Source organism: Streptomyces sp. NPDC002701 (genome assembly GCF_042889045.1).
Classification (GTDB): domain Bacteria; phylum Actinomycetota; class Actinomycetes; order Streptomycetales; family Streptomycetaceae; genus Streptomyces.
Window position 1 is genome coordinate 52,271 of record NZ_JBIAQL010000001.1, and the last position, 26,161, is coordinate 78,431.

Sequence of the window (26,161 nt, forward strand, 5' to 3'; positions counted from 1 at the left end):
GGTGCGTGCGGCGCGGCTCCTGCTGTGCGATCCGCTGTACGACCTGATACCGACAATGCTGCTGCGCATGGTCTGCCCCGTTCTCCGTCGAACGCCCGAGCGCTGTTGCGTGCGCTCTGGTCTACGCCCGTCCGCTCGGCATCGGCAAGGGCGCCTGCGCTGTCAAGGGCGTGATCGTAACCGCGTCGTGACGTGGGGACATGGGGTGACGGGGGTGTGTCGTCGGGTGCGGGTTGTTGGTGGCCGGTCGCACCGTTCCCCGCGCCCCTGAAGGGCGGGGCTGCGCCCCGGGGCGGGCGGGTGGTGCTGTCGGGTGCGGGTCGCCGGCGGCCGGTCGCGCAGTTCCCCGCGCCCCTTTCTGGGGTGAGGGTGTGTTGTTGGGTGCGGGTTGTTGGTGGTTGGTTGCGCCGTTTCCCGCGCCCCTTTCGGGGCGGGGTGTCGGTTTACAGGAGGGAGGGGACCTCCGTTGCTGCTACGGAGCGGGCCGCTCGCTCCAGCGCACTGGCCAGCAGTGCCAGGTCCGTCGGGCCGTTGCCCAGCTCGCGGACGGGCCGCCGCGCCGGCGGATCCCCCATCCGCGCCCACTCCAGCGGCACGACCGTCGGCCGCAGCGTCGCCGTACGGGGGATGCGCCCCGTGACCCGCCCGCCCTGGAAGGGCACGGACCACCCGCCCGCCCCACCGAGCCGCCCCCGGCCGGGCGACGGCTCGTCGGGGCCGGCCCCGGGGGCGTCCAGGACGACCCGCAGCCCGGCCCGCCGGGCCAGCTCCGTCTCGTCCGTGCGGGCACCGCCACCGGTCGCCGCCACGAGATGCACCCCGAGCCGCTCACCGTCCCGGGCGACCCCTTCCAGGGCCCGGACGACGGAACCGGCGGCCGGCCGGCCGGGGGAGCCCAGCGCGGGTGCGAGCAGTGCATCCAGGTCGTCGACGATCACGACGAGCCGGGGAAGCGCGGGCCCCGCGTCCGGCCGGGCCCGGGCCGCGGCGGGCCGCAGCCGCAGGGTCGAACTCGACTGCGTGTCGAGATCCGCCGCGCCGGAGGCGGAGCCCGCCGGGCCGCCGGCCTGCGCGCCGGCCCGTCCGCCGGAAGAGGGCTCCGCCGAGCGCTGGGCGACGACCCGGCCCGCCCCGTCCGGCCGGGCGTGCCACTCGGCGAAGTCGAGGCGCCCGAGCAACTCGGCCCGCCGCTTCAGCTCGGCGGACAGGGACTGCGCGAACTCCCGCATCCGCACGGGATCGTGGGCACCCAGGTGCGTCGTGACGTGCGGCAGGTCCGTGCAGACCTGGAGGCCGTCCCCGCGCGCCGCCGCACCACCACCGCCCCCGCCCCCCGTGCCGTCCCGGCCGTCGACCAGCACGATGCCGAGCCGGTCGGGCCGCTCGGCGGCGGCGAGGGACGCCGCGACGGAACGCAGCAGCTCCGTGCGCCCGCTGCCCGACGACCCCTCGATCAGCAGATGCGGACCGTCGTCCGCGGTCGCGAGGTTCACACAGACGGGGCCGCGCGGCCCGGCGCCGAGCACGGCCGTGGCCCGGCCGCCGAGCGCCTCCCGGTCGTCGGCCGCGTCCGCCCACCGCGCCATCAGGGACGCGGGGGTCGCCCTCGCCAGACCCAGCTCGTCCAGCAGCCGCGCGGCCTGCGGCAGCGGCGCCGACACGCGTGTGTGCCGCTCGCCGGCCGTGCCGTCCGCCCGCAACGGCGCGAGCGCCCGCGCGAAACGCTCCGCCCACGCCATGGAGACGGCGTCCACCGCGGCCACCGTGCCGTGGCCGACGGGGCCGCCCGACGTGCCTGACGCGCCGGGCGTGCCCGACGCGCCGTGCGTCTGCGCGCCGGAGGCCACGCGCAGCAGCCGCAGGGCCGTCGCCACGTCACCGCTGAGCAGCGCGACGGCCCCGCACTCGCGGAACGCGGGCGACACCGCGCACGCCGCCTCGTACGTGTCGGCCACCGGCGAGGAGGGCGACGCGGACGGTGTCTCGGCCAGGACGACGACGTGGATCCCGACCCGGGGCCCTTCCGCCGCGAGCCTCGACACGGCTTCCCGTACCCCGGCCGACCCGGGATCGCCGTCCACCACGAGGACGGTGTACGGGCCGGGCCACTCGGTCTCCGCCGGGTCCTCCGACCGCACCCAGGAGGGCCGCTGCGCCCGGCCGGGTGCCTCACCGGTCTGCGTACCGCTGCGGGGGAGCCCCAGGTGTGTGGCGTTGCCGTCGCGGGCGAGGGGGTGGCTGCCGGGGGCGGGCGCGGGGCGGCCACGGTCGGACGCGCCCGCGCTGTCCCGGCCGCCGCGGCCGGTGGCGGACGTCCCCGGGGAGCCCGGGCCGGCGCCCGCCGCGTCCCTCGGGCGGGGCGCGAAGACCCCGCTGTCGTCCGGCGAGCTGCCGCCGGGGCGGGCCCCTCGCCCTCTCTCGACGGCGCGGCCCGTCTCCGTGAGGTGGTCCTCCAGCCGCCGGAGCAGTTCGTCCGTACGCGCGGTCGCCTGTTCGCGGTCGTAGGCGAGGAGGAGGCGGCAGTCCTGGCCGTGGGTGGGACGCAGGTGGGGCAGCCAGCCGAGCCACGACCATTCGGCGGTGCGCTCCTCCAGGGAGCGCGAGCGGTCGGTACTGAGGAGCGTGATCTCCAGCGAGTCGGGGGAGTGCAGCGCGGCGAGCTGCGCCACCACCGCGCGCGCGAGCCCCGAGAGCCGCTCGCGCGGTCCCGCCAGGCCCAGCGCCCCGACCTCCCGCAGCCCGGTGGTCACCGGCACCGCGGGCAGCAGTCCGGAGCCGTCGGGTGCGCCGCGGTCCGCCGTGCCCAGCCGGACCGTGAGTGTCTCCCGGTGCCCGGGCCCGCGCTCCCACAGCCGCGGCCCCGGTCCGAGCGCCGCCAGCAGCAGCGCGGCGGGATCGGGCCACCGCTCCGGCTCGGGCACGCCCAGGGCGACGGGCTCGGCGAACGCCGCCTCGAACGACTCGTACGTGTCGCCCCCGGCCTCGTCGCCCTCGTAGTCGTACGGGTCCTCGCTCCGGGTGCCCGCCAGCCGGCGGGCCCACGCGGAGAGGCCGCGCCTGCGCGCACCGCGCGGCACGGGCGTCCCCCGCAGGGGAGTGCCCTTCCGCTTGCCCTCACCCGGTCCCTGGACGTCGTCCGGACTCTCCTCGGCCGCACCCCCGAGGTCCGCGCGCTCCATCCGGGGCGCCCCGCCCTGCGCGGGCACCACGTGCGGCCCGGCCGGCCGATGCCCCTGGGCCTCGTCCGGGATCCCGCCCTCGGCGGCGCCCCACCCGGCCGTCCCGTAACCGTGATGGGTCTCGGCGGTCGGTGGCGCGACCCGGGAGCCGCCCGGGGAGCCCTCGGGGGACTTCCCGTCACGCGCGCGGGGCACCCTCGCGCCGGCGGGGTCCGCCCCGGCGTCGGCTCCGGTGGCGGCCCGGAAGGCTTCTGAGGCCGCGCCCTCCGCTCCACCGGACGCGGCAGGCTTCCCACCCTGCCCCTGCTCCTGCCCCTGCGCCGGTCCCTGCGTCGATGTCCGGCCGTGCTGAAGTCCTTGCCCCTGTACCTCTGCCTGCGTCTGTGTCCGTGCCCGTGTCTGCGTCTGTGTCTGTGTCTGTGTCTGTCCCGAACGGTCGGGAGCGGGGCGCCGCAGCCCCCGCCCGGGGGCCTCCGGTCCCGCCACCAGCCGTACATGCCCCTCACCGTCGGGTGCGGTCTCCCGGACGTCGGCCGGCTCGCCCGCCGGGGCGAGCCGTAGGGCCGACTCGCCCACCCGCAGCAGCGCCCCCGGCGCGAACCGCACCGGGCGCTCGCCCACGCGCCTGCCGTCCAGCACCGTGCCGTTCGTGGAGCCGAGGTCCGCGACCGAGACGTGGCCGTCCGCCGCGACCGTCACGGCGCAGTGCAGCCGGGAGACGTCGGGGTCGTCCAGAGGTACGTCGGCGTCGGCGGAGCGGCCGACGTCGATCCGGCCGCCGTGCAGCAGATGCACGCCCCCGGCGTCGGGCCCGGCGACCACCCGGAGCTGCGCGGCGGCGGGATCCAGGTCCGGACCCGGCTGTGCGGGGGCGCCCAGGGACAGGACGGCGCCGTCCGTCAGGGGTGGCTCACCCAGCGTGCAGCGCTGCGCGTCGAGCCGCTCCGCCTCCGCGTACAGCACGCCGGGACCCTCGCCCCCGACCGCCGAGGCGAGGCCGGAGGCCACCGCCGCGAGCGCGGTCCCGGCGGGTGCTGTGACCAGCACGTCGCAGGACGCGGGGCGTCCGTCGGGGCGCGTGCCCAGCGGGTCTACGACGGTCAGCCGGATCTGCATCGCCGTCAGCGGTCCCTTCTGTCGCGGGCGCCCGCGACGGGGCTGTTCCGCGGTCCCCCACCGCAGATTCCCCCACCGCGCACGGGCACGTCGGCCAGTACGGACAGCATCCTCGCACCTGCGACTGACAACACGCCCGTCTTCCGCCATCAAGTGATCTTGATTGGTCGGCTCTGCCCGCAAAAGTGCCTGACCGGGGCCTGCTTGGGACCGGTCCCGTCAAGATCCGGCAACCAAAGCACCCGGAGTGAGCGTCTTTCCACCGAACAGCGACGGAACGGACGAGGGAACCGGTACGGGCAGACCCCACGTGACGCACGGGTGGCCGGGGAGGGCGAAACCGCGGCGCGACGACAGCCCGGTGCCGTGCACGGCGGCACTACAGTGGGTCGGAACCACCCGTACCACGGTGGACGGACCAGGCAAGCAAGCAGCAGGGAGCGCATGACGTGCGGCCGGTGGGCAGCAAGTACCTCCTGGAAGAGCCGCTGGGGCGCGGCGCCACGGGCACCGTCTGGCGGGCCAGCCAGCGTGAGGCCGCGGGTGCCGAGGCGGCCGTGCCCGGTCAGCCCGGCGAGACCGTGGCGATCAAGGTCCTCAAGGAGGAGCTCGCAAACGATCCGGACATCGTGATGCGGTTCCTGCGGGAGCGCTCCGTGCTGCTCCGCCTGACCCACCCGAACATCGTGCGTGTACGGGACCTCGTGGTCGAGGGCGATCTGCTGGCGCTCGTCATGGACCTGATCGACGGGCCCGACCTGCACCGCTACCTGCGCGAGAACGGCCCGCTCTCGCCGGTGGCCGCCGCCCTCCTCACCGCCCAGGTCGCCGACGCGCTCGCCGCCAGCCACGCCGACGGCGTCGTGCACCGCGACCTGAAACCGGCGAACGTCCTGCTCCAGCAGCAGGGCGGCCAGATGCACCCGATGCTGACGGACTTCGGCATCGCCCGCCTCGCCGACTCCCCGGGCCTGACCCGCACCCACGAGTTCGTCGGCACGCCCGCGTACGTGGCGCCCGAGTCCGCCGAGGGCCGCCCGCAGACCTCCGCCGTCGACATCTACGGCGCCGGGATCATGCTGTACGAACTGGTCACGGGCCGTCCGCCGTTCGGCGGCGGGTCGGCCCTCGAAGTCCTCCACCAGCATCTGAGCGCCGAGCCGCGCCGCCCCTCCACGGTTCCCGACCCGCTCTGGACCGTCATAGAGCGCTGTCTGCGCAAGAACCCCGACGAACGGCCCAGCGCCGAGAACCTCGCCCGCGGCCTGCGTACGGTCGCCGAGGGCATCGGGGTGCACGCGAACTCTGCGCAGATCGCCGCCGCCGAGGCCGTGGGCGTGCTCCTCGCCCCGGACCCCGCGCCCGCCGCCGTGCCGGGCCTCCCCGGTGCCGCCGACCCCACCCAGGTGCTCCCGCAGGGCGCCGGCGCCTACGACCCGAACGGCGCGACCAGCGTCCTGCCGCACACCGGCGCGGGCGCGAACGCCGCGGACCCCACCGCCGTACTGCCGCACCGCGGCGCGGCGGACCCGACCGCCGTCATGCCGCCGGTGCCGCCGAACCAGCCGGGGGGCGACCCCGAGGACCCGCACCCCTGGCAGAACCAGCTGCGCGCGGCCCGCGACCGCAACGAGGCGACACAGGTCCAGTCGTACCTCGACCCGAGCGAGGACCCGCTGCGGCGCCGTCCGCAGCGGCAGGTCTCCCGGCCGCCCCAGCAGCAGCCGCAACAGCCGCCGCCGCAGCAGCCCCAGCAGCGCCGCCAGCGCCAGCCGCGGAACCAGCAGTCCGGCTACGGCTATCCGCAGGGACAGCAGGGCTATCAGCAGGGGCAGGGGTACGCCCCCCAGCCGCCGCCGGGGCCCCAGCGGTACGCCCCCGCGCCGCAGCAGCCCCAGCAGCCCGCGCCGCGTCCGCCGCGTGAGCCCCGCCAGCCCCGGCAGCGCGGCGCCAACCCGATGAGGATCCCCGGGCTGGGCTGCCTCAAGGGGTGCCTGTTCACGGTCGTCATCCTGTTCGTGGCCGGCTGGCTGGTCTGGGAGCTGAGTCCGCTCCAGGACTGGATCGGGACGAGCAAGGGGTACTGGGACCAGCTGACGGACTGGTTCGGCACCGTCTCCGGATGGGTCGAGGACCTGGGTGGCGGAACCCAGCAGTAGTCGTTTTGGGAGGTTGCTCCCCCCGAAATCCCCAGGACCGCACCATGGTCCTGGGGATTTGTCGACACCTGGGGGGTGATTTCCGTCGCCGAAGTGAAGGTTGGTGCTCCGGGCGCGTAGTTTTGTCGCCAACACGCGCCCGTAGGAGCAGTCTTGGTACGGAAGATCGGCAGCCGGTACACCGCCAACCAGATCCTGGGGCGGGGCAGTGCCGGCACGGTGTGGCTGGGTGAGGGTCCCGAGGGTCCCGTCGCCATCAAGCTGCTGCGCGAGGACCTGGCGTCCGACCAGGAGCTGGTGGGGCGGTTCGTGCAGGAGCGGACGGCCCTGCTGGGCCTCGACCACCCGCACGTCGTCTCCGTCCGGGACCTCGTGGTCGACGGCAACGACCTCGCGCTGGTCATGGACCTCGTCCGCGGCACGGACCTGCGCACCCGGCTCGACCGGGAGCGGCGGCTCGCGCCCGAGGCGGCCGTCGCGATCGTGGCCGACGTCGCCGACGGGCTCGCCGCGGCGCACGCGGCGGGGGTCGTGCACCGGGACGTGAAGCCCGAGAACGTCCTGCTCGACATGCAGGGGCCGCTCGGACCCGGCGGCTCGCACCCCGCGCTGCTGACGGACTTCGGTGTCGCCAAGCTCATCGACTCACCGCGGCGCACCCGGGCGACGAAGATCATCGGTACGCCGGACTACCTGGCCCCCGAGATCATCGAGGGGCTGCCGCCGCGGGCGGCCGTCGACATCTACGCGCTGGCGACCGTGCTGTACGAGCTCCTCGCGGGCTTCACCCCCTTCGGCGGCGGGCATCCGGGGGCGGTGCTGCGGCGGCACGTCACCGAGACCGTCGTTCCGCTGCCCGGTATCCCGGAGGAACTGTGGCAGCTGCTCGTGCAGTGCCTCGCCAAGGCGCCGGCGTCCCGGCTGCGGGCGTCCGAGCTGGGGGAGCGGCTGCGGGAGCAGCTGCCCCTGCTGGCGGGGATGCCGCCGCTCGACGTGGACGAGCCGGACGGGGAGGCGGACGCCGCCGCCGAGGACGCGCCGGCCGAGCCGGAGGCTCCGCGTGAGCGGGTGCGGCGGGGGGCCGTCCCGCTGGTACCGGGGGCCAAGCCGGACTCGAACCGGGACACGCACACGTCGATGCGGGTGCCGGGGCCGGACGAGCTCGCGGGCGGCGCGCTCGGGACGGCCCGTGCGCCGCGGGCGGCGGGGGCGCCCCGGCCGGGGTCCGCGCGGCACCGGTCGTCCGCCCGGCGGCGGCGGATCACGCTCGGGGTGGCGGGGGTGGTGCTCGTCGCCGCGGTCGGGGGCGGGGCGTGGTTCGCCGCCTCGGGCGACGACGGCGGCGGCTCCCCCTCCGACACGAAGAGCTCCGCTCCGCCCACCCCATGACCCGGGGGGCTCCGCCCCCCGCACCCCGCTGCGCAGTTCCCCGCGCCCCTAGGTATCTAGCCCCGGGGGCTCCGCCCCCGCACCCCCGGTGCGCAGTTCCCCGCGACCCTAGGCACCTAGGGGCGCGGGGAACTGCGCGACCAGCCCCCACAGGGCCCGCAGACGCGTACGGAGGCCGGGGCCGGGGCGGAGCCCGGTGTGGGGCCCCGCACACCTACCCGGCCAAGTCGGCGGAGCCGTTACGCTGGGGGGCGTGGCAGTCGTCGATGTATCCGAAGAGCTCAAGTCCCTCTCCTCGACCATGGAGTCGATCGAGGCCGTCCTGGACCTCGACAAGCTGAGGGCAGACATCGCCGTGCTCGAGGAGCAGGCGGCGGCACCGTCCCTGTGGGACGACCCCGAAGCGGCGCAGAAGATCACCAGCAAGCTGAGCCACCTCCAGGCGGAGGTACGCAAGGCCGAGACGCTCCGCGGGCGCATCGACGATCTCAGCGTGCTGTTCGAGATGGCCGAGGAGGAGGACGACCCCGACACCCGTGCCGAGGCCGACACCGAGCTCGTCGCCGTCAAGAAGGCGCTGGACGAGATGGAGGTCCGGACGCTGCTCTCGGGCGAGTACGACTCCCGCGAGGCGCTCGTCAACATCCGCGCCGAGGCCGGCGGCGTCGACGCCGCCGACTTCGCGGAGAAGCTGCAGCGGATGTACCTGCGCTGGGCCGAGCAGCACGGCTACAAGACGGAGGTCTACGAGACCTCGTACGCGGAGGAGGCCGGCATCAAGTCGACCACCTTCGCCGTCCAGGTGCCGTACGCGTACGGGACGCTCTCCGTCGAGCAGGGCACCCACCGGCTCGTCCGGATCTCGCCCTTCGACAACCAGGGCCGCCGCCAGACCTCGTTCGCCGGGGTGGAGGTGCTGCCCGTCGTCGAGAAGACCGACCACGTCGAGATCGACGAGTCCGAGCTGCGCGTGGACGTGTACCGCTCGTCCGGCCCCGGCGGCCAGGGCGTCAACACCACCGACTCCGCGGTACGGCTGACCCACATCCCCACCGGCATCGTCGTCTCCTGCCAGAACGAGCGCTCGCAGATCCAGAACAAGGCGACCGCGATGAACGTCCTCCAGGCCAAGCTCCTCGAGCGGCGCCGCCAGGAGGACCAGGCCAAGATGGACGCGCTCAAGGGCGACGGCGGCAACTCCTGGGGCAACCAGATGCGTTCGTACGTCCTGCACCCGTACCAGATGGTCAAGGACCTCCGCACGGATTGCGAAGTCGGTAACCCCGAGGCCGTTTTCAACGGCGAGATCGACGGATTCCTGGAGGCCGGAATTCGCTGGCGCAAGCAGCAGGAGAAGTAATCGACATTCGCGTACGTCGTTTTGTCGACAGGGCAACTGCGGTCCACCGGGCGGCAGTTGCCCTTTCTGTCGGGCGATGTGTGGGTTTTACATCACACTCACATGACGCTGTGCCGGTCAAAAGAGCCTGATCTGGACATCGCGGTCGCAACGACCTTGACGTCGGTTTGAAAAGTGGGAAAGCTGACGCGCGGCATGCGTATTTGTGGGGCGCGTGTGAACCGGGGGTTCCCCTGAGCCACCCCCGCGGTCGCGGCCCCGGACGCTGCACCACTGACGATGACCTACTGGGGGTAGCAACCAGATGACCAAGAAGACGCGCATCCGGATAGCGCGGATAGCCGCCGGCGCGGTGATCGCCGCCGGAGCTTCGCTGACCGCCGCCGGTGCCGCTTCGGCGCTCGACGTCAGCGCCAACGTGGGCGGTCTGGACGTCGGAGTCGGCATCGACGCCGACGACCCGACCACCCCGCCTCCCACCGAGGAGCCGACGGAGATCCCGACGGAGCCCACCGAGGAGCCGACGGAGGTGCCGACCGAGCCGACCGAGGAGCCGACCGAGCCCACCGAGGAGCCCACCGAGCCCACGGAGGAGCCGACCGAGCCCACCGAGGAGCCCACCGAGGACCCGTCCACCCCGGGCAACGGGAACGGCGGCGGCAACGGCGGGAACGGTGGCAACGACACCAACCCCGACAACGCCGGCTCCAAGCCCGTCGAGCAGGGCGCGGGCAAGGAGAGCCTGACCGACACGGGCTCGGACACCTCCGCCCAGGGCACCGGCGGCGAGCTCGCCGAGACCGGTGCCGCCGAGAACATCACGTTCCTGCTGATCGGCGCCGCCACGATGATCGCCGGCGGCATCGGCTTCCGTGTGCTGCCGCGCGTCATGAACGGCCGCACCGCTGCCTGACCCCGCAAGACGTGAGAAGGGCCCGGAGCCGCCTGCTCCGGGCCCTTCTTCCTGCTCTGCGCGGCTCGTCGTGTGACGTTTGTCTCCCGCGCGGTCGTCTCCTACGCGGTCTGGTGGGCCAGCAGGGCCACCGCCGCGATCAGGACGGCGAGCAGGGCGATCAGCGCCATGGGGTTGAGCCCGCCGAAGGGGCCCTCGTGCTGAAGCCGCTCGCGGTTCGCGCGGCAGACGGGGCAGCGGCCCTCGTTCACGGGCGCGGCACAGTTCGCGCACACCAGCCGGTCGTACGTCATGCGCTCGCCCTCCTTGCACCGGTTCCACGTACACAACGCGCTCGGGAACGGATACGTTCCCCTCCCACTGTGCCAGGTTCCTCCGGAGGGTGCGCGGGTTCCCTTGCAGGGGGCTGTCGGGCGCCCGACGGGGTGCGGCTCCGGGTTCGTGCGCGGCGACGGGCCGGTGGGAGCTTGTCGCGCAGCTCCCGCGCCCCTGCCGGGCGGGTCCGGAACGGGGCCCTCCTTGTATGTGCCCGGTACAAATGCGCACAACCCTTGAGCAACCCGTCTCGGCGACTGCGCCGGTGTACCCGGGTCGCGTAAGGTCACGCTCGTCTAGCTTCGATATCCCCGACGGCCTGTGGTGCATCCGTGATCCGATTCGACAATGTCTCCAAGGTCTACGCCAAGCAGACCCACCCCGCTCTCCGGGATGTCTCCCTGGAGGTCGAGCGCGGAGAGTTCGTGTTCCTGGTGGGCTCCTCCGGCTCCGGAAAGTCCACCTTCCTGCGGCTGATCCTGCGCGAGGAGCGGGCCAGCCAGGGGCAGGTGCACGTGCTCGGCAAGGATCTCGCGCGCATCTCCAACTGGAAGGTGCCGCAGATGCGCCGCCAGCTGGGGACCGTGTTCCAGGACTTCCGTCTGCTGCCCAACAAGACGGTCGCCGAGAACGTCGCCTTCGCGCAGGAAGTGATCGGCAAGTCCAAGGGCGAGATCCGCAAGTCCGTGCCGCAGGTGCTCGACCTCGTCGGCCTCGGCGGCAAGGAGGACCGGATGCCGGGCGAGCTGTCCGGCGGTGAACAGCAGCGGGTGGCGATCGCGAGAGCCTTCGTGAACCGGCCCAAGCTGCTGATCGCGGACGAGCCCACCGGAAACCTGGACCCGCAGACCTCCGTCGGCATCATGAAGCTGCTCGACCGGATCAACCGGACCGGCACCACCGTCGTGATGGCGACGCACGACCAGAACATCGTGGACCAGATGCGCAAGCGCGTCATCGAGCTGGAGAAGGGTCGCCTCGTCCGCGACCAGGCGCGCGGCGTCTACGGCTATCAGCACTGACCGCGACCCCCACGCGTCCGTCCACGGAAAGGCTTGAGAAGACGCCATGCGCGCCCAGTTCGTACTGTCGGAGATCGGTGTCGGTCTCCGCCGCAACCTGACGATGACCTTCGCCGTCATCGTCTCCGTCGCCCTGTCCCTCGCCCTGTTCGGCGGCTCGCTCCTGATGAGCGACCAGGTGAACTCGATGAAGGGCTACTGGTACGACAAGGTCAACGTCTCGATCTTCCTCTGCAACAAGAGCGACGCGGAGTCCGACCCCAACTGCGCCAAGGGGGCGGTCACCAGCGAGCAGAGGAAGCAGATCCAGACCGACCTGGGCAAGATGCCCGCCGTCGACAACGTCACGCACGAGTCCAGCGACGAGGCGTACAAGCACTACAAGGAGCAGTTCGGCGACTCCCCGCTGGCGGCCTCGCTGACCCCGGACCAGATGCAGGAGTCCTTCCGCGTCAAGCTGAAGGACCCGGAGAAGTACCAGGTCATCGCGACCGCCTTCGACGGCCGGGACGGCGTGCAGTCCGTGCAGGACCAGAAGGGCATCCTCGACAACCTCTTCGAGCTGCTCAACGGCATGAACTGGGCGGCGCGGGCGGTGATGGCGATGATGCTCGTCGTCGCGCTGATGCTGATCGTCAACACGGTGCGCGTCTCCGCGTTCAGCCGTCGGCGTGAGACCGGGATCATGCGCCTGGTCGGCGCCTCCGGCTTCTACATCCAGGCGCCGTTCATCATGGAGGCCGCCGTCGCCGGACTCATCGGCGGCGGTGTCGCCTGCGCCTTCCTGCTGATCGCGCGGTACTTCATCATCGACCACGGCCTGGCCCTGTCGGAGAAGCTGAATCTGATCAACTTCATCGGCTGGGACGCCGTTCTCACGAAGCTGCCGCTCATCCTCGCCACCAGCCTTCTGATGCCCGCATTGGCCGCGTTCTTCGCGTTGCGCAAGTACTTGAAGGTGTGACACATGCCAAGAGGGCCGTACCGGGCAACCGCCGGTACGGCCCTTGTCGTTGTCCTAGACTCACCGGCATGTCAGGCCGCGACCTGTTCTGTCAGCCCCGCCGCATCGGCCGCGGGGCGGCCCTGACGTTGGTCTTCGCGAGCGTCCTCGTGGCAGGCGCCGCGACCGGTTCGTTCGACGACTCCGGCCGGAAATCCGCTACCCCGCCGGGCCGTACCGCACAGGCAGGCCACCAGGAGGACGTCGCCGACGCCGCCGCCGAGGCGATGGCCGACGGCAAGTCGCCCGTGGAGGCCGCCGAGCGGGCCGTCAGCCGCAGCGGCGATCGCTGGGGGGCCGTCTACTCGCAGGGCGAGTACGAGGAGTTCGAGGAAGCCCTCGACGGCCAGTACACCGGCGTCGGCCTCTGGGCCCGGCGCGAGCGCGACGGACGGATCGAGGTGACCCGGGTCCAGTCCGGTTCGCCCGCCGCCACCGCCGGTATCCGCCGGGGCGACCGGCTGCGCAGCGTGGACGGCCACCGCGTCGACGGCAGGCCCGTCACGGAGGTCGTCTCCCTGCTGCGGGGCGATGCCACCGACGCCGACGCCGGCACCACCGTGGACCTCGGACTGCAGCGCGGCACACGCGCGTGGAGCGAGACCCTGCGCCGGGCCCGCCTGTCCACCGACTCCGTGAGCGTGCGCGAACTCCCGGGCGGCGTCACCGTGATCAAGGTCGCCGCCTTCACCAAGGGTTCCGGAGACCTCGTACGGACCGCCGTGACGGACGCGCCCGTGGACGACGGGATCGTCCTCGACCTGCGGGGCAACTCCGGCGGCCTGGTCACCGAGGCCGTCACCGCCGCCTCCGCCTTCCTCGACGCCGGCCTGGTGGCCACGTACGACGTGAACGGCGACCAGCGGGCCCTGCACGCCGATCCCGGCGGCGACACCACCAGACCCCTGGTCGCGCTCGTCGACGGCGGCACGATGAGCGCGGCAGAGCTGCTGACGGGCGCTCTGCAGGACCGCGGCCGTGCGGTCGTCGTCGGCTCCAGGACCTTCGGCAAGGGCTCGGTCCAGATGCCGAGCCGGCTGCCCGGCGGCTCGGTCGCCGAGCTGACGGTCGGGCACTACCGCACCCCCTCCGGGCGCAGCGTGGACGCCCGTGGCATCACCCCCGACCTGGAGGTCGAGGAGGGCGCGCTGGAGCGCGCCGCGACCGTGCTCAGCGGGCTCGGGGACCCCTCGTGACCGCCCGCGCGCCGCGCGCGTGACCGGTCGTCCGCCGCCTTCCGTAATCGCCTTTCCCTCCGGGGCCCCTCTAGTGCGAAAATGGCCAGCACTATGAGCAAGGGCATGTACGTACCGAAGGAATCCCAGCCGAAGCAGGGAGGGGGCACCAAGGCCGCCGCCAAGGACGGCAAGCGCAAGATCGTCGCGCAGAACAAGAAGGCCCGGCACGACTACGCGATCATCGACGTCTACGAGGCCGGGCTCGTCCTCACCGGCACCGAGGTGAAGTCGCTGCGCCAGGGGCGTGCCTCGCTCGCCGACGGCTTCGTCCAGATCGACGGGAACGAGGCGTGGCTGCACAACGCCCACATCCCCGAGTACAGCCAGGGCAGTTGGACCAACCACTCCGCGCGCCGCAAGCGCAAGCTGCTGCTGCACCGCGAGGAGATCGACAAGCTGGCGTCGAAGTCCGACGAGACGGGTCACACGATCGTGCCTCTCGTCCTGTACTTCAAGGACGGGCGCGCGAAGGCCGAGATCGCGCTGGCCCGCGGCAAGAAGGAATACGACAAGCGCCAGACCCTGCGCGAGAAGCAGGACCGGCGCGAGTCGGACCGGGCGATCGCGGCGGTCAAGCGCAAGCAGCGCGGCGAGTAGGGCGGCCCGTCGGCCGCCGCGCGGAATACGGTGGCATCCGAGTACGTTGGTCACGTACGATGGCACTGCACCTCACAGCGGGTGCGGGTACCCCTCCTCGGAGGGTTTGAAAAAACAACATGGGGATGATCGGTTTCGACAGCGGCTGTCGAAGCAGGGGAAGCGAGCCGAGGAAGCGGCAATGATCTCGTTAACCATATGTCGCAACCAATAATCGCCAATTCCAAGAGCGATTCCCAGTCCTTCGCCCTCGCTGCTTAATAACCAGTGAGTGAAGGACCCTAAATGGGTGTCAGCCCGGGGGTGTTCCCGACCCGGATCCTGGCATAATCAAGGGAACTAAACCGTCTGACCCGGTCACGGGGTGAGGCGGGAAATCAAACAGTGACTGAGCCCGTCGGAGACTTGTTCGCGTGATCTCCGGGGCTGAGAAAATCTAAGCGAACTGCGCTCGGAGAAGCCCTGATTCTGCACCGTTGGACGCGGGTTCGATTCCCGCCATCTCCACTTTCCCATGTTCAGAGTGAAGAGTGAGAGCGAAGGCCCCACAGCCATAGGCAGTGGGGCCTTCGTCGTGGATGCTGCTGTGGCATGAGACGACTCGCAGACAGCAAGAGATCTCACGGCCCGCGCGGACGCGGGTGGATCTGGGCCGTGGTGCTGGGGATGCTGGCGGCCGGCCTCGGCTGGAGCGCGCCCGCCGGGGCCGACCCCGGGAGCAGCGGGCTGCCGGAGGCCATCGACACCATCCTCGGGGACAGCCGGCTCGAAGGCGGGGTGGCTGGCGTCGTGATCGCCGAAGCCGCCGGCGGGGACGTCCTGTACCAGCGGGCGCCCACCTCGCGGCTGATGCCCGCCTCCAACACCAAGCTGCCCACCTCGGCGGCCGCGATGGAGATCCTCGGACCCGACCACACGTTCACGACGGACGTCCTGACGACCGGCCGCCGGCACGGCACCGTACTGAGCGGCGACCTGTACCTGCGCGGCACCGGTGACCCGACCGCCCTCGCCGAGGACTACGACGCCCTCGCGGCACGGGTCGCCGCGTCGGGCGTCACCCGCGTCGACGGGCGGCTCCTCGCCGACGACACCCGCTTCGACAGCAACCGTCTCGGCCGCTCCTGGGCCGCCGACGACGAGTCCGCGTACTACTCGGCGCAGATCAGCGCGCTCAGCGTCGCGCCGGACACCGACTACGACACCGGCTCGGTGATCGTGCGGGTCGCGCCGGGCCCGGCGGCCGGTACCGCGCCCGAGGTCACCGTCACCCCGCCGACGACCTACGTGGACATCGACGTACGGGCCACGACCGCCGCCGCCGGCGGGACCAACGACCTCACCGTCGAACGGGAACACGGCAGCAACACGATCGTCGTCAGCGGTACGACGCCGGTGGGCGCCTCCGCCACCCAGGAATGGGTGAGCGTGTGGGAGCCCACGGGATACGCCGCCGCCGTCTTCCGCGACGCGCTCACCGCCCACGGGGTGAAGGTGACCGGGCCGACGCGGCTCGGACGCGCCACGCCCGCGGCGGCCCGGCGGCTCGCCTCGCACGCCTCCATGCCGCTGAAGGACCTGCTGGTCCCGTTCATGAAACTGTCGAACAACATGCACGCGGAGGTCCTCGTCAAGGCCATGGGGCGCGAGGTCTCCGATGCGGGGACCTGGAGCGCCGGGCTCGCCGCCGTCAGCGGCTACCTCAAGGGCATCGGCGTCGACACCGGCACACTGCGGCAGGCCGACGGGTCGGGGCTCTCTCGCATGAACAACCTCACCGCCGGGCAGTTCGCCGAACTGCTGCTCGCGGTGCGGTCCGAGCCCTGGTACGCCGACTGGTACACGTCCCTGCCGGTCGCCTGCGACCCCGACCGCTTCGAGGGCGGCACGCTGCGCACCCGGATGTGCGGGACCCCCGCGGCGCTCAACGCCGTGGGCAAGACCGGCTCGTTGACGGGGGCGTCCGCGCTCTCCGGCTACGTGAAGGACGCGGACGGACGGGAACTCGTCTACAGCATCGTGCTCAACAACTACCTCGCCCCGTCCGTGAAACCGCTGGAGGACGCGATCGTGGTGACGCTCGCCCGGTCCACGGCGGACGAGACCGTGACGGTGCAGGCGCCGAGCGCGCGGGCGGCCGAGCGGACCGGCGACCTGGAGTGCTCGTGGCGCAAACCGGCGGTGTGCTGACCGGCCGGACCGCGGTCCAGGGCGCCCGCGGACGCCCTGGACCGACCGCCGCACCGCTCAGCGGACCGTGAACGTCGACAGCCGCATGCCGTCCCCCAGGACCAGGTACACGTCCTGACGCCCCTTCGCGGCGGCCGACAGCGACGCGCTCACCCCGGCGTACGTGTACGGCGACCCCGTCCCGGTCACCGGCGCCGTACCGACGAGCGTCCCGGTGGGGGAGCCGAGCCTGATCTCCACCGTCCCGGCCGCCCCGGCCACCCGTGCGCTGAACTCCGCCCCGCCGGAGCCCAGCCGCGAGTCGGCGAACTTCAGCCAGGCGCCGTCGCGCGAGGCCCCCACCGCGGTGCCCCGCACCGTGGACTCGTCCACCAGGCGCACGCCCTCGTAGTCGTCGAAGTTCTCCGCCCGGGTCGTCCGGGACAGGTCCCGCGCCGGAATCGTCTCGCCCCGCACCGTCAGCGCGGCGCGGCCGCGGATGTCCCCGGAGGACGCGCCCACCAGGACGTCGTACGTCCCGCTCTCCACCACCCACTTCGACCGGGTGACGTCCCAGTGCGCGAGGTCCCGCTCGCGCAGCCCCAGCCGTACGGTCCGCGTCTGGCCGGGCTCCAGCGAGACCCGCCGGAAGGACTCCAGCTGCTTCAGCGGCTGCTTGTCGCGGGACACCCGCTGGTGGGTGTAGAGCTGCACGACCTCGTCGCCCGCGCGGCGGCCCGTGTTCGTCACCGTGACCTCGTATCCGCCGTCCACGCGCCGCACCTGCCCGTAGCGGAAGGAGGAGTACGACAGCCCGTGGCCGAACGCGTAGAGCGGATCGCCCTTGAAGTACTGGTAGGTGCGGTCGTGCTTGATGGTGTCGTACTCCAGGATGGAGGGCAGGTCGGCCTCCGACCGGTACCAGGTCTGGGTGAGCCGCCCCGCCGGGTTCACGTCGCCGAAGAGGACGTCGGCGAGGGCGTTGCCGGTCTCCTGGCCCGCGTGCGTGGTCCACAGGAGCGCCGGAACCTCCCGCTGGAGCGCGCCCAGGGTGGTCGGATAACTGTTCTCGACGACCACGACGGTCCTCGGATTGGCCCTGCGCACCGCCTTCACCAGGGCTTCCTGGGACGGGGCCAGGCCCATGTCCTCGCGGTCGTCGTTCTCGCGCCCGTTGATCGCGGGCATCGAACCGACCACCACGACCGCCGCGTCCTTGCCCCGCACCGCCGCGACGGCCTCCTCGGTGCCGCTGCGGACCACGTCCTTGGCGTAGTGCGCGGCCTGCGCCTTCGCGACCAGGCCGAGGGTGCCGTCGGGGCCCGTCGGGCCGAGGTAGACCGGGTTCGACCACCAGGGCTCGCGGGTCTCGTACCCCGCGTAGCGCAGCAGGTGCGTACCGTCGGCCTGCTCCTCCAGCGCGAACTGCTGCTGGACGAACCAGCCGTTGGGCTGTGTCTGGTCGTTGACGAAGCCCGACCAGTTGTAGCCCACGTACTTCCCGTTCGCCGCCGAGCGCAGGGTCACGATGCCGGCGCCCCAGTCGAACACGTCGAACTGGGCGGCCGTCCCCGTACCGGCGCTCTCCCTCAGGGCCTCGCCGTCGGCGTCCGTCCCCGCCGTCACGTACGCGCCGCTGTCCGTGTTCCGCAGCGAGATCCGGTCGACGCCCTCGCTGCCGGCGACGGGGGCACCGAGCCGTGCGGCGATGCCGTCCTCCGGGGTGACCGCGTACGGGAGCGTGCCCGAGTACCAGTCGGTGTAGAGGGTGTCGGCGAGGGGGCCGACGACGGCCACGTCCTTCGCGGAGTCCTTCAGCGGCAGGGCGCCGCCCGCGTTCTTCAGCAGCACGGCGGCGTCGGCCGCCGCCTTCCGTGCGAGCTTCCGGTGCGCCGGGCTGTTCACCACGGACTTGTCGATGGCTCCGTACTTCCCGCCGCCCGGGTCGAACTCCCCCAGCCGGACCCGGACGTCGAGGACGTGACCGGCCGCCTCGTCGATGTCGGACTCCGCCAACAGGCCGCCGGTCAGCGCCGATGCGAGGGACGTCGTGGTCGGCGCGGAGTTCGTGTCGTCGGTCGTGAAGCTGTCGATGCCCGCCTTCAGCGCGGCCGCGTTCCCCTCGGCGAGGGTGTCGTAGTACTTCTGACTGCCGCTACTGGTCAGATTGTTCGGCGCGTAGGCGTCGGTGACGTTCAGCAGTTCGTGCGAGGACCAGGCGCGCACTTCGTCGAGGGCCGGGTTCACGGTGGCGGGGCGGCCGTTGACGAGGTTGTACGAGGACATCACGCCCGTCGCCGCGCCCGCCTCGATCGCCGGCCGGAACGCCGGCTGCTCGTACTCCTTCAGCACCCGCGGGCGCAGGTCGGACGAGGTGGTCGTGCGGTCGGCCTCGTTGTTGTTGCCGAGGAAGTGCTTGAGCGTGGGGGCCGTCTTCAGATGGCGGGGATCACCGCCGGTCAGACCGGTGCCGTACGCCGTCGCCATCGCGCTCGTCAGGTACGGGTCCTCGGAGTAGCCCTCCTCGTTGCGGCCCCAGCGCGGGTCGCGCAGCGGATTGACCACGGGGGCCCACAGGTTGAGGCCCCAGCCCGCCGGGCGCTCCTGCTGGAAGCCGCGCGCCTCGTCGCCGACCGCCGAGCCGACCCGGCGGACCAGGGCGGGGTCCCAGGTCGACGCCAGCCCCACGGCCTGCGGGAAGACGGTGGCCTCGCCCAGCCAGGCGACCCCGTGCAGCGCCTCGGTGCCGGTCTTGAACGACCGGATGCCGAGGCGCGGGATCGCCGGCTGCCACTGGTGGAGCAGGGAGACCTTTTCGTCGAGGGTGAGCCGCGCGAGGAGGTCGTCGACGCGGCGCTCCACGGGGAGGCGGGGGTCGCGGAAGGGGTACGCGGGGTCGGCGGTGGCGGTGGTCGGCCCGGCGGTGGCCGGTGCGGTGGCGCCGAGGCCGGCGATCAGGGCGAGGGCGAGGACGAGCGTGGTTCTCGGCCTCCTCCCGCTGCTCCTGTTTCTCCTGCTCTTCTTGCCTTTCATGTCATGGCTCCTTCGACTAGGGCCGTGCATGGGGCCTTGCACGAGGGCGCGGTCAGGGCCGTGGCTGTGTGCTCACCCGTACCGTCAGCCGGGGCGGGAGCAGCGTGGCCTGCGGTACGGGCGTGCCGTCCAGCTTCTTCATCAGCAGTTCCACCGAGCCGGCGCCCACCTCGTCGGCCGGTATGGCCACGGAGGTGACGGGCACCCGGACGCGTCCGGCCAGCTCGTCCGGGCAGATCGCGGTGACCGACAGATCGCCCGGGACCCGTAACCCGAGTGCTTCGAACGCGTCGATCAGCGGCTCCAGGACCGGCTCGTTGTGCACCACGACCCCCGTCAGGGCGGGCTGTTCCCGCAGGAGCCGCTCGGCGACCTGGCGGGCCGCCGCGGGCTCCGCCTCGCACGGGTGCACCGAGGAGGCGAGGCCGTTGCGGTGGGCCGCGGCGGTGAAACCCTGGACCACCCGCTGGGCGAACCCGGTCTCCCGGACGTACACCTCGGGCGGTGAGCCCACCAGGGCGACCACTCGGTGTCCGAGCCCCGCCAGGTGCTCGACGCACAGTTCGCCCGCCGCGGCGAAGTCCAGGTCGATGCAGGTCAGCCCGGCGGACTCGGCCGGGAACCCGATCAGCACCGACGGCAGGTCCAGGCCGCGCAGCAGCGGCAGCCGTGCGTCGTGGAGCTGGACGTCCATCACGATCAGCGCGTCCACGAGGGCGGTGTCCGCGACCCGCCGCAGGCCGTCCTCGCCCTCCTCCTGGGTGAGGAGCAGCACGTCGTGGTCGTGGCGGCGCGCGGTCGTCACCACGGACACCGCGAACCGCATCACCACCGGCACGTGGATGCCGGCCCGCAGGGGTACCACCAGCGCCAGTACGTTCGACCGGCTGCTGGCCAGGGCCCGGGCGCCGGCGTGCGGCCGGTAGCCCAGCTCGCGGATGCTGTCCTCGACGCGCTGCCGGGTCTCCTCGGAGATCGGACGCTTGCCGCTCAGCGCGTACGAGACGGTGCTGGGGGAGACCCCGGCGTGCCGGGCCACATCGGTGATCTTCACCATGGTCAGCCCCGCCCCCGGCCCGCGCCGGACTCCGGTTCCGGTTCCGAGCCCGGTTCCAGTTCCAGCGACAGGAACCCCGTCCCCGCCGCCGCCCGTGCGAGCCGGTCGCCCGCCGCGAGCGCCCAGGGTGCCCCCGGACCGCTCGCCGACGCCCGCAGCGTGTCGCCCTCCCGGACGACGGTGAAGGTCACCCCGTCCACGGCCACCGTGACCTGAGCGCCCCGCGCCAGCCCGTAGGCGTGCAGGGTGACCCCGTCCGCGTACGGATAGTCGGGGCGGTCCTCGACCGCGCCCACCGGGATCACCGCGCCGGGCCTGACGAGGAGCGGCACGCTGGAGAAGCCGTGCCGTTCACGCACCCAGCGGGGCCCGGCCACCGTCCGCCCGGTCAGGAAGTGCGTCCAGACGCCCTCCGGCACGTAGTACGACACGTCCCCGTCGTCGGAGAACACCGGCGCGACCAGCAGGTCGGGGCCGAGCATGTACTGCCGCTCCAGATACGCGCACCCGGGATCGTCCGGGAACTCCAGGACCATCGCGCGCATCATCGGCACCCCGCTCGTGTGCGCGGCGCGGGCGGCCTCGTACAGGTACGGCATGAGGCGCAGCTTCAGGCGGGTGAACAGGCGCAGGACGTCCACGGCCTCCTCGTCGAAGAGCCACGGCACCCGGTAGGAGGAGCTGCCGTGCAGCCGGCTGTGCGAGGAGAGCAGGCCGAAGGCGAGCCAGCGCTTGAACAGGGCGGGCGTCGGGGTGCCCTCGAAACCGCCGATGTCGTGGCTCCAGTAGCCGAACCCGGACAGCCCGAGGGAGAGTCCGCCGCGCAGGGACTCGGCCATCGACTCGTACGTCGCCTCGCAGTCGCCGCCCCAGTGCACGGGGAACTTCTGGCTGCCCGCGGTCGCCGAGCGCGCGAAGACCACGGCCTCCGCCTCGCCCCGGTGCTTGCGCAGCACGTCGAAGACCGTCCGGTTGTAGAGGTACGTGTAGTAGTTGTGCATCCGCTCCGGGTCGCCGCCGTCCGCGTACGCCACGTCCAGCGGGACCCGCTCGCCGAAGTCGGTCTTGAAGCAGTCGACGCCCTGCGCGAGCAGCGCCTCCAGCTTCGCCGCGTACCAGTCGCGGGCGGCCGGGCTGGTGAAGTCGACCAGCGCCATGCCCGGCTGCCACAGGTCCCACTGCCAGACGCTGCCGTCCGGCCGCCTCAGCAGGTGCCCGAGCGCCTTGCCCTCCGCGAACAGGGGCGAGCGCTGGGCGATGTACGGGTTGATCCACACGCTGATGTGCAGCCCGCGCTCCTTGAGGCGGGCCAGCATCCCCTCCGGGTCCGGGAAGACCCGCGGGTCCCACTCGAAGTCGCACCAGTTGAACTCGCGCATCCAGAAGCAGTCGAAGTGGAAGACGGAGAGCGGGAGTTCACGGTCCTTCATGCCGTCGATGAACGAGCTGACGGTGGCCTCGTCGTACGACGTGGTGAACGACGTCGACAGCCACAGCCCGAACGACCAGGCGGGCGGCAGCGCCGGCCGGCCGGTGAGCGCCGTGTACTTGCGGATGACGTCCTTCGGGGTGGGCCCGTAGATGACGTAGTACGTCAGCTGCTGGGTCTCGGCGCTGAACTGGACCCGGGACACCGCCTCCGAGCCGACCTCGAACGACACCCGCCCCGGATGGTCGACGAAGACGCCGTAGCCCGCGTCGGTCAGATAGAACGGCACGTTCTTGTACGCCTGTTCGGTGGCCGTGCCCCCGTCGGCGTTCCACATGTCGACGACCTGGCCGTTCTTCACCAGTGGCCCGAACCGCTCGCCGAGCCCGAAGACGTGCGTCCCCACCCCGAGGTCGAGCTGCTCCCGCAGGTAGTGGCCGCCGCTGCCCGCGTCGCGCATGATGCCCATGCCCTTGGGACCGCTGCCGGTGAGGGTGCGGCCGTCGGCGAGGAAGTCCACGTGCCAGGGGCCGGTGCGGCTCACCCGCACCGACAGGGCGCCCGCGGTGAGGGTCGCCGAGTCGTCGTCGTACTCGGCGTGCGCCTGGAACTCCTCCCTGCCGAGTCTGCCGAGCTCGAACCGCGGCCCGCGCGGCTCCTCGCCCTCGAAGTGCGTGAACGTGACGCCGATGACATCGGGCATCGGGGCGTGCGCGCCGATGGTCACGACCGGTCCCTTCAGGAGATCGCCGCGGTGGCGGATGGGCTGGGTCGGCGCGTGGATCTCCAGGGCCCCGGCCCCGGCGGTGACGTCGAGGACCTCGACCGGGTGGGCGGCCGTCACGCCCTTGCGCAGCAGCCAGTAGCCGTCGGTGAACTTCACGCGCACACCCCTTGTCTGTCGGTCATTTGACGGCGCCCACGGCGATACCGCGGGTGAGCGTCCGCTGGAAGACGAGGAAGAAGACGATGGCGGGCAGGACGCCCAGGAGCGCGGCGGCGTTCGTCATCGTGGCGTCCATCAGGCGCTGGCCCTGGAGGACGCCGAGAGCCACCGACACGGTCTGGTTGTCGTTGGAGATCAGCATCACGAGCGGGAGCAGGAACTCGTTCCAGGTCCAGATGAAGAAGAAGACCAGCAGCACGCCGATGGTGGGCCGGCTGACGGGCACCACGATCCGCCACAGCACCTGCCACTTGTTCGCCCCGTCGATCCGGGCGGCCTCGATGATCTCGCGCGGGAACTGCCCGAGGACCGCGGAGAGCAGGTACGTGCCGAACGCCGCCTGGATCACGGTGAAGACGATGATCACGCTCAGCCGGGTGTCGTACAGGCCGGCTTCCTTGCTCAGGTAATAGACGGGATAGACCAGCGCCTCCTGCGGCAGCATGTTGGCCAGCACGAAGAAGGCGAGCACCCAGGTGCGCCCCTTGATCCGCCCGATGCCGATCGCGTACGCGTTGAGCACGGACAGGACGACCGCACCGAGGGCGACCGACCCGCTGATCAGCACGGAGTTCACGAGCTTCTGCCCGAAGTCGACGCGCTCCCAGAAGTCCCGCAGACCGTCGAGGTAGACGCCCTCCGGAAGGCTCAGCGGGCCGTTCGCCGCGTACTCGGCGGGCGACTTCACCGCGTTCACCGCGACGACCAGGAAGGGCAGGACCATGAAGAGGGCGCCGATGACGAGGGCGGCCAGTACGGGGTAGCGGCGGAGGGCGGTCAACGTACGGCTCCCTGTTCGGTGCTCATCGCACGACTCCCTGCTCGGCGTCCTCGGCGCGTGTCTGGAGCTTCAGGCCGGCCAGGGCGAGCACCAGGACGATCACGGTCAGCACGGTGGAGATCGCGGCGCCGTACCCGACCTGCGTCTTCTCGAAGAACGTGGTGAAGGAGAAGTACGACGGCACGTCGGTCGCCCCGCCCGGGCCGCCCTTCGTGAGCACGTACACCGCGCCGAACACCTTGAGCGCGGCGATCGTGCACCACAGCAGGACGACGTAGATCTCCGGTCTGATCTGCGGCAGCGTCACGTGCCGGAACCGCCGCCACCAGCCGGCCCCGTCCAGCTCGGCGGCCTCGTACAGCTGCGGGTCCACGCGTTGCAGTCCCGCCATGAAGACGACGAGCGGGAAGCCGAGCTGCACCCAGACCATCACGCCCATCACGCTGTAGAGCGCGAGGTCGGGATCGCCGAGCCAGTCCTGCTGGAGGCCGCCGAGCCCGACCGCCGCCAGCACCTCGTTCAGCGAACCGTTCTCCGGCGCGAGGATCCAGCTCCACACGATGCCCGCGACCGCGATGGGCAGCACCTGCGGCAGATAGAAACAGGCCCGCAGCACGGCGGCGGTCCTGCTGCCGAAGTGCTTGCCGACGAAGTCGAACAGGGCGGCGGCCAGGACCAGCCCGACGACGGTCGGCACGAGCGCCATCGCGACGACCATGAACAGGCTGTGCCGGAACGACGCCCAGAACTCCGCGTCGGCCATCAGCTCGCGGTAGTTGGCGAGCCCGGACCACTCCGGGCTGCCGACGCCCTGCCAGTCGGTGAAGCTCACGCCCGTGTTCATCAGGAACGGCACGACGACGACCACGAGGAAGGCGAGGGCTCCCGGGAGCAGGAACAGGGCGTACGAGTCGCGGGGCCGGCGCGGTCGCTCCGCCGGGTGACGCGCTTCGACGACCCCTCGGCCCGTGCCCCTGCCTCTTCCCCTGCTTCCCCGGCCGCCCCGTTCGACGGTGACCGTCATCGGTCCTGTACGCCCTTGTCGTACGCGGCCTCCACCGCGTCCAGGTAGGCGTCGGGTTTCGCACTGCCCGTGATCAGCTTCTGCGTCTCGGAGACCAGGACGTCGTAGAAGCCGGGAGCCGGCCAGTCCGGGTAGAACGCCAGGCCGTCCCGCTCGGAGAGGGCGTTGAAGTCGGCGATCAGCGCCTTGGACTGCGGGTCCTTGACGGCGGCGGGATCGGCGGCCACCGGGACGCCGCCGTTGTTGCCCAGGATGTTCTGGATCTTCTCCGACATGGTGATGTCGATGAAGTCGTACGCCAGTTCCTTGTTCTCGGAACCCTTGGGGACCACCCACAGATTGCCGCCCGAGCCGAGCGTCAGGTCCGAGCCCGGCCACAGGAAGGTGCCCCAGTCGAAGGTGCTCTCCTCGGTGAAACGGCCGTACCACCAGCTGCCGGAGAACAGGATCGGGCTCTTGCCCTGGATGAACGAGACCCCGGCGTCCTCGGCCTTCGTACCGGTGGACTTCTTGCTGAGATACCCCTTCTCCACCCAGTCCGCGAAGGTCTCGGCACCGTACGTCCAGGCGGCGTCGTGGAAGTCGGGCCTGCCCTTGTAGAGCTGGTACGAGTCCACCCAGGAGCGGTCGGCCTTCGAGAGCGCCAGCTGGTAGAGGTACTGCTGGGCCACGTATTCGGCGCCCGCGTTGGCGAGGGGGGTGACGCCCTTGTCGACGAACGCGTCCATCGCGGCGGTCAGTTCGTCGAACGTCTTCGGCTCGGCGATCCCGTGCTTCTCGAAGAGGTCCTTGTTGTAGAACACCATTGTGTACTCGGCGTAGTTCGGGATCCCGTACCACTTCCCGGAACCCATCACGCCCTCGGCGTCGTACTGGCTGGTGGTCCGCACACCGGCGCCGATCTTCTTGTCCCAGCCGCGCGCGGTCGCCTCCGCGGACAGATCGGTGAGCAGCCCCTGCTTCGAGAGGTGCCCGACCGTCGCGTTGCCCTTGTTGTACTCCATGAGATCGGGCGCGTCGTCGGAGTTCAGGACCATCGGGGCCGTCTTCTGGATCTGCTCGAAGCCCTTCTCCTCGAACTTCACCTCGACGCCCGGGTGCGTCTTCTCGAACTCCTTGATGGCCGCGTCCCAGGCCATGCCCATGGCGCTGTTGGGCGCCTCGTAGTGCCACAGCTTCAGGGTCTTCCCGTCGGAGGACCCGCTGTCCGAGTCACCGCAGGAGGCCAGCAGCAGGGTGGTGCCCACCACCGCGGCCGCCGTCGCCATCACACGCCTTCGTGCCGTCAACATCCTGTGCCTCCAGGGGAGCCGGATGGATATCGGAACCTCACGCGGTACTCGTCGAACCGATTCGACGAGCGCCGTCGAAGCGCTTCGACGGGGGAAGGTATGGGTGGGCCCGAGGTGAGTCAATGCCTCACACACGATT

The 26,161-nt window shown here is 71.9% G+C and carries 17 protein-coding genes and 1 other RNA gene; 10 read left to right on the plus strand and 8 right to left on the minus strand.

Annotation, left to right across the window (positions count from 1 at the left end):
• Positions 1-443 precede the first annotated feature (443 nt).
• On the minus strand, positions 444-4,295 hold the full coding sequence (locus ACFYXC_RS00195; RefSeq protein WP_389545051.1) for an FHA domain-containing protein: 3,852 nt from the start codon (positions 4,293-4,295) through the stop codon (positions 444-446).
• A gap of 449 nt (positions 4,296-4,744) precedes the next feature.
• Here ACFYXC_RS00195 and ACFYXC_RS00200 point away from each other — a divergent pair, with 449 nt between their 5' ends.
• The 4 genes from ACFYXC_RS00200 (at position 4,745) to ACFYXC_RS00215 (ending at position 10,116) form a co-directional block, all read left to right on the plus strand.
• Positions 4,745-6,454, plus strand: a complete 1,710-nt coding sequence (locus ACFYXC_RS00200; RefSeq protein ID WP_388922136.1) for a serine/threonine-protein kinase — start codon at positions 4,745-4,747, stop codon at positions 6,452-6,454.
• A gap of 153 nt (positions 6,455-6,607) precedes the next feature.
• Positions 6,608-7,843, plus strand: coding sequence for a serine/threonine-protein kinase (locus tag ACFYXC_RS00205; protein WP_389545055.1), 1,236 nt, complete (start codon positions 6,608-6,610; stop codon positions 7,841-7,843).
• A gap of 253 nt (positions 7,844-8,096) precedes the next feature.
• Complete coding sequence (gene prfB, locus ACFYXC_RS00210; protein WP_389545058.1) at positions 8,097-9,203, plus strand: peptide chain release factor 2; 1,107 nt, start codon at positions 8,097-8,099, stop codon at positions 9,201-9,203.
• A gap of 304 nt (positions 9,204-9,507) precedes the next feature.
• Positions 9,508-10,116 carry an LPXTG cell wall anchor domain-containing protein gene (locus ACFYXC_RS00215; protein ID WP_389545061.1) on the plus strand — a complete coding sequence of 203 codons (609 nt, stop codon included), beginning with the start codon at positions 9,508-9,510 and terminating at the stop codon, positions 10,114-10,116.
• Between the two features lie 101 nt (positions 10,117-10,217).
• On the opposite strand, the gene ACFYXC_RS00220 is transcribed toward ACFYXC_RS00215, so the two are convergent.
• Positions 10,218-10,409, minus strand: coding sequence for a hypothetical protein (locus ACFYXC_RS00220; RefSeq protein ID WP_190039344.1), 192 nt, complete (start codon positions 10,407-10,409; stop codon positions 10,218-10,220).
• A gap of 354 nt (positions 10,410-10,763) precedes the next feature.
• Between ACFYXC_RS00220 and ftsE the strand changes: the two genes are divergently transcribed.
• The 6 genes from ftsE to dacB all read left to right on the plus strand — a co-directional run bounded on the left by ftsE (position 10,764) and on the right by dacB (position 16,481).
• The gene (gene ftsE, locus ACFYXC_RS00225) at positions 10,764-11,453 is read left to right on the plus strand and encodes a cell division ATP-binding protein FtsE (protein ID WP_149514170.1); all 690 of its coding nucleotides are present in this window, start codon (positions 10,764-10,766) and stop codon (positions 11,451-11,453) included.
• Positions 11,454-11,499: 46 nt separating this feature from the next.
• Positions 11,500-12,417, plus strand: coding sequence for a permease-like cell division protein FtsX (gene ftsX, locus ACFYXC_RS00230; protein WP_388922119.1), 918 nt, complete (start codon positions 11,500-11,502; stop codon positions 12,415-12,417).
• 68 nt (positions 12,418-12,485) lie between these two features.
• Complete coding sequence (locus tag ACFYXC_RS00235; protein WP_389545067.1) at positions 12,486-13,652, plus strand: S41 family peptidase; 1,167 nt, start codon at positions 12,486-12,488, stop codon at positions 13,650-13,652.
• A 105-nt stretch (positions 13,653-13,757) separates the two neighbouring features.
• Positions 13,758-14,291, plus strand: a complete 534-nt coding sequence (gene smpB / locus ACFYXC_RS00240; protein WP_388922261.1) for an SsrA-binding protein SmpB — start codon at positions 13,758-13,760, stop codon at positions 14,289-14,291.
• A gap of 121 nt (positions 14,292-14,412) precedes the next feature.
• Positions 14,413-14,801, plus strand: a transfer-messenger RNA (tmRNA) gene (ssrA, locus tag ACFYXC_RS00245).
• Positions 14,802-14,882: 81 nt separating this feature from the next.
• On the plus strand, positions 14,883-16,481 hold the full coding sequence (gene dacB / locus ACFYXC_RS00250) for a D-alanyl-D-alanine carboxypeptidase/D-alanyl-D-alanine-endopeptidase (protein ID WP_389545070.1): 1,599 nt from the start codon (positions 14,883-14,885) through the stop codon (positions 16,479-16,481).
• Positions 16,482-16,538: 57 nt separating this feature from the next.
• Here dacB and ACFYXC_RS00255 read toward each other — a convergent pair whose 3' ends face one another.
• From ACFYXC_RS00255 to ACFYXC_RS00280, 6 genes are all read right to left on the minus strand, one after another.
• Positions 16,539-19,493 carry a glycoside hydrolase family 3 C-terminal domain-containing protein gene (locus ACFYXC_RS00255; protein WP_389545073.1) on the minus strand — a complete coding sequence of 985 codons (2,955 nt, stop codon included), beginning with the start codon at positions 19,491-19,493 and terminating at the stop codon, positions 16,539-16,541.
• Positions 19,494-19,545: 52 nt separating this feature from the next.
• Positions 19,546-20,550 carry a LacI family DNA-binding transcriptional regulator gene (locus tag ACFYXC_RS00260; RefSeq protein ID WP_389545075.1) on the minus strand — a complete coding sequence of 335 codons (1,005 nt, stop codon included), beginning with the start codon at positions 20,548-20,550 and terminating at the stop codon, positions 19,546-19,548.
• Between the two features lie 2 nt (positions 20,551-20,552).
• The gene (yicI, locus tag ACFYXC_RS00265; protein WP_389545078.1) at positions 20,553-22,862 is read right to left on the minus strand and encodes an alpha-xylosidase; all 2,310 of its coding nucleotides are present in this window, start codon (positions 22,860-22,862) and stop codon (positions 20,553-20,555) included.
• Between the two features lie 22 nt (positions 22,863-22,884).
• On the minus strand, positions 22,885-23,649 hold the full coding sequence (locus ACFYXC_RS00270; RefSeq protein WP_389546686.1) for a carbohydrate ABC transporter permease: 765 nt from the start codon (positions 23,647-23,649) through the stop codon (positions 22,885-22,887).
• Positions 23,650-23,728: 79 nt separating this feature from the next.
• Positions 23,729-24,730: a carbohydrate ABC transporter permease gene (locus tag ACFYXC_RS00275; protein WP_389545081.1), complete on the minus strand. Its 1,002-nt coding sequence runs from the start codon at positions 24,728-24,730 to the stop codon at positions 23,729-23,731.
• Positions 24,727-26,022: an extracellular solute-binding protein gene (locus ACFYXC_RS00280; protein WP_389545084.1), complete on the minus strand. Its 1,296-nt coding sequence runs from the start codon at positions 26,020-26,022 to the stop codon at positions 24,727-24,729. The genes ACFYXC_RS00275 and ACFYXC_RS00280 overlap by 4 nt, the downstream gene beginning before the upstream one ends.
• Between the last annotated feature and the right edge of the window lie 139 nt (positions 26,023-26,161).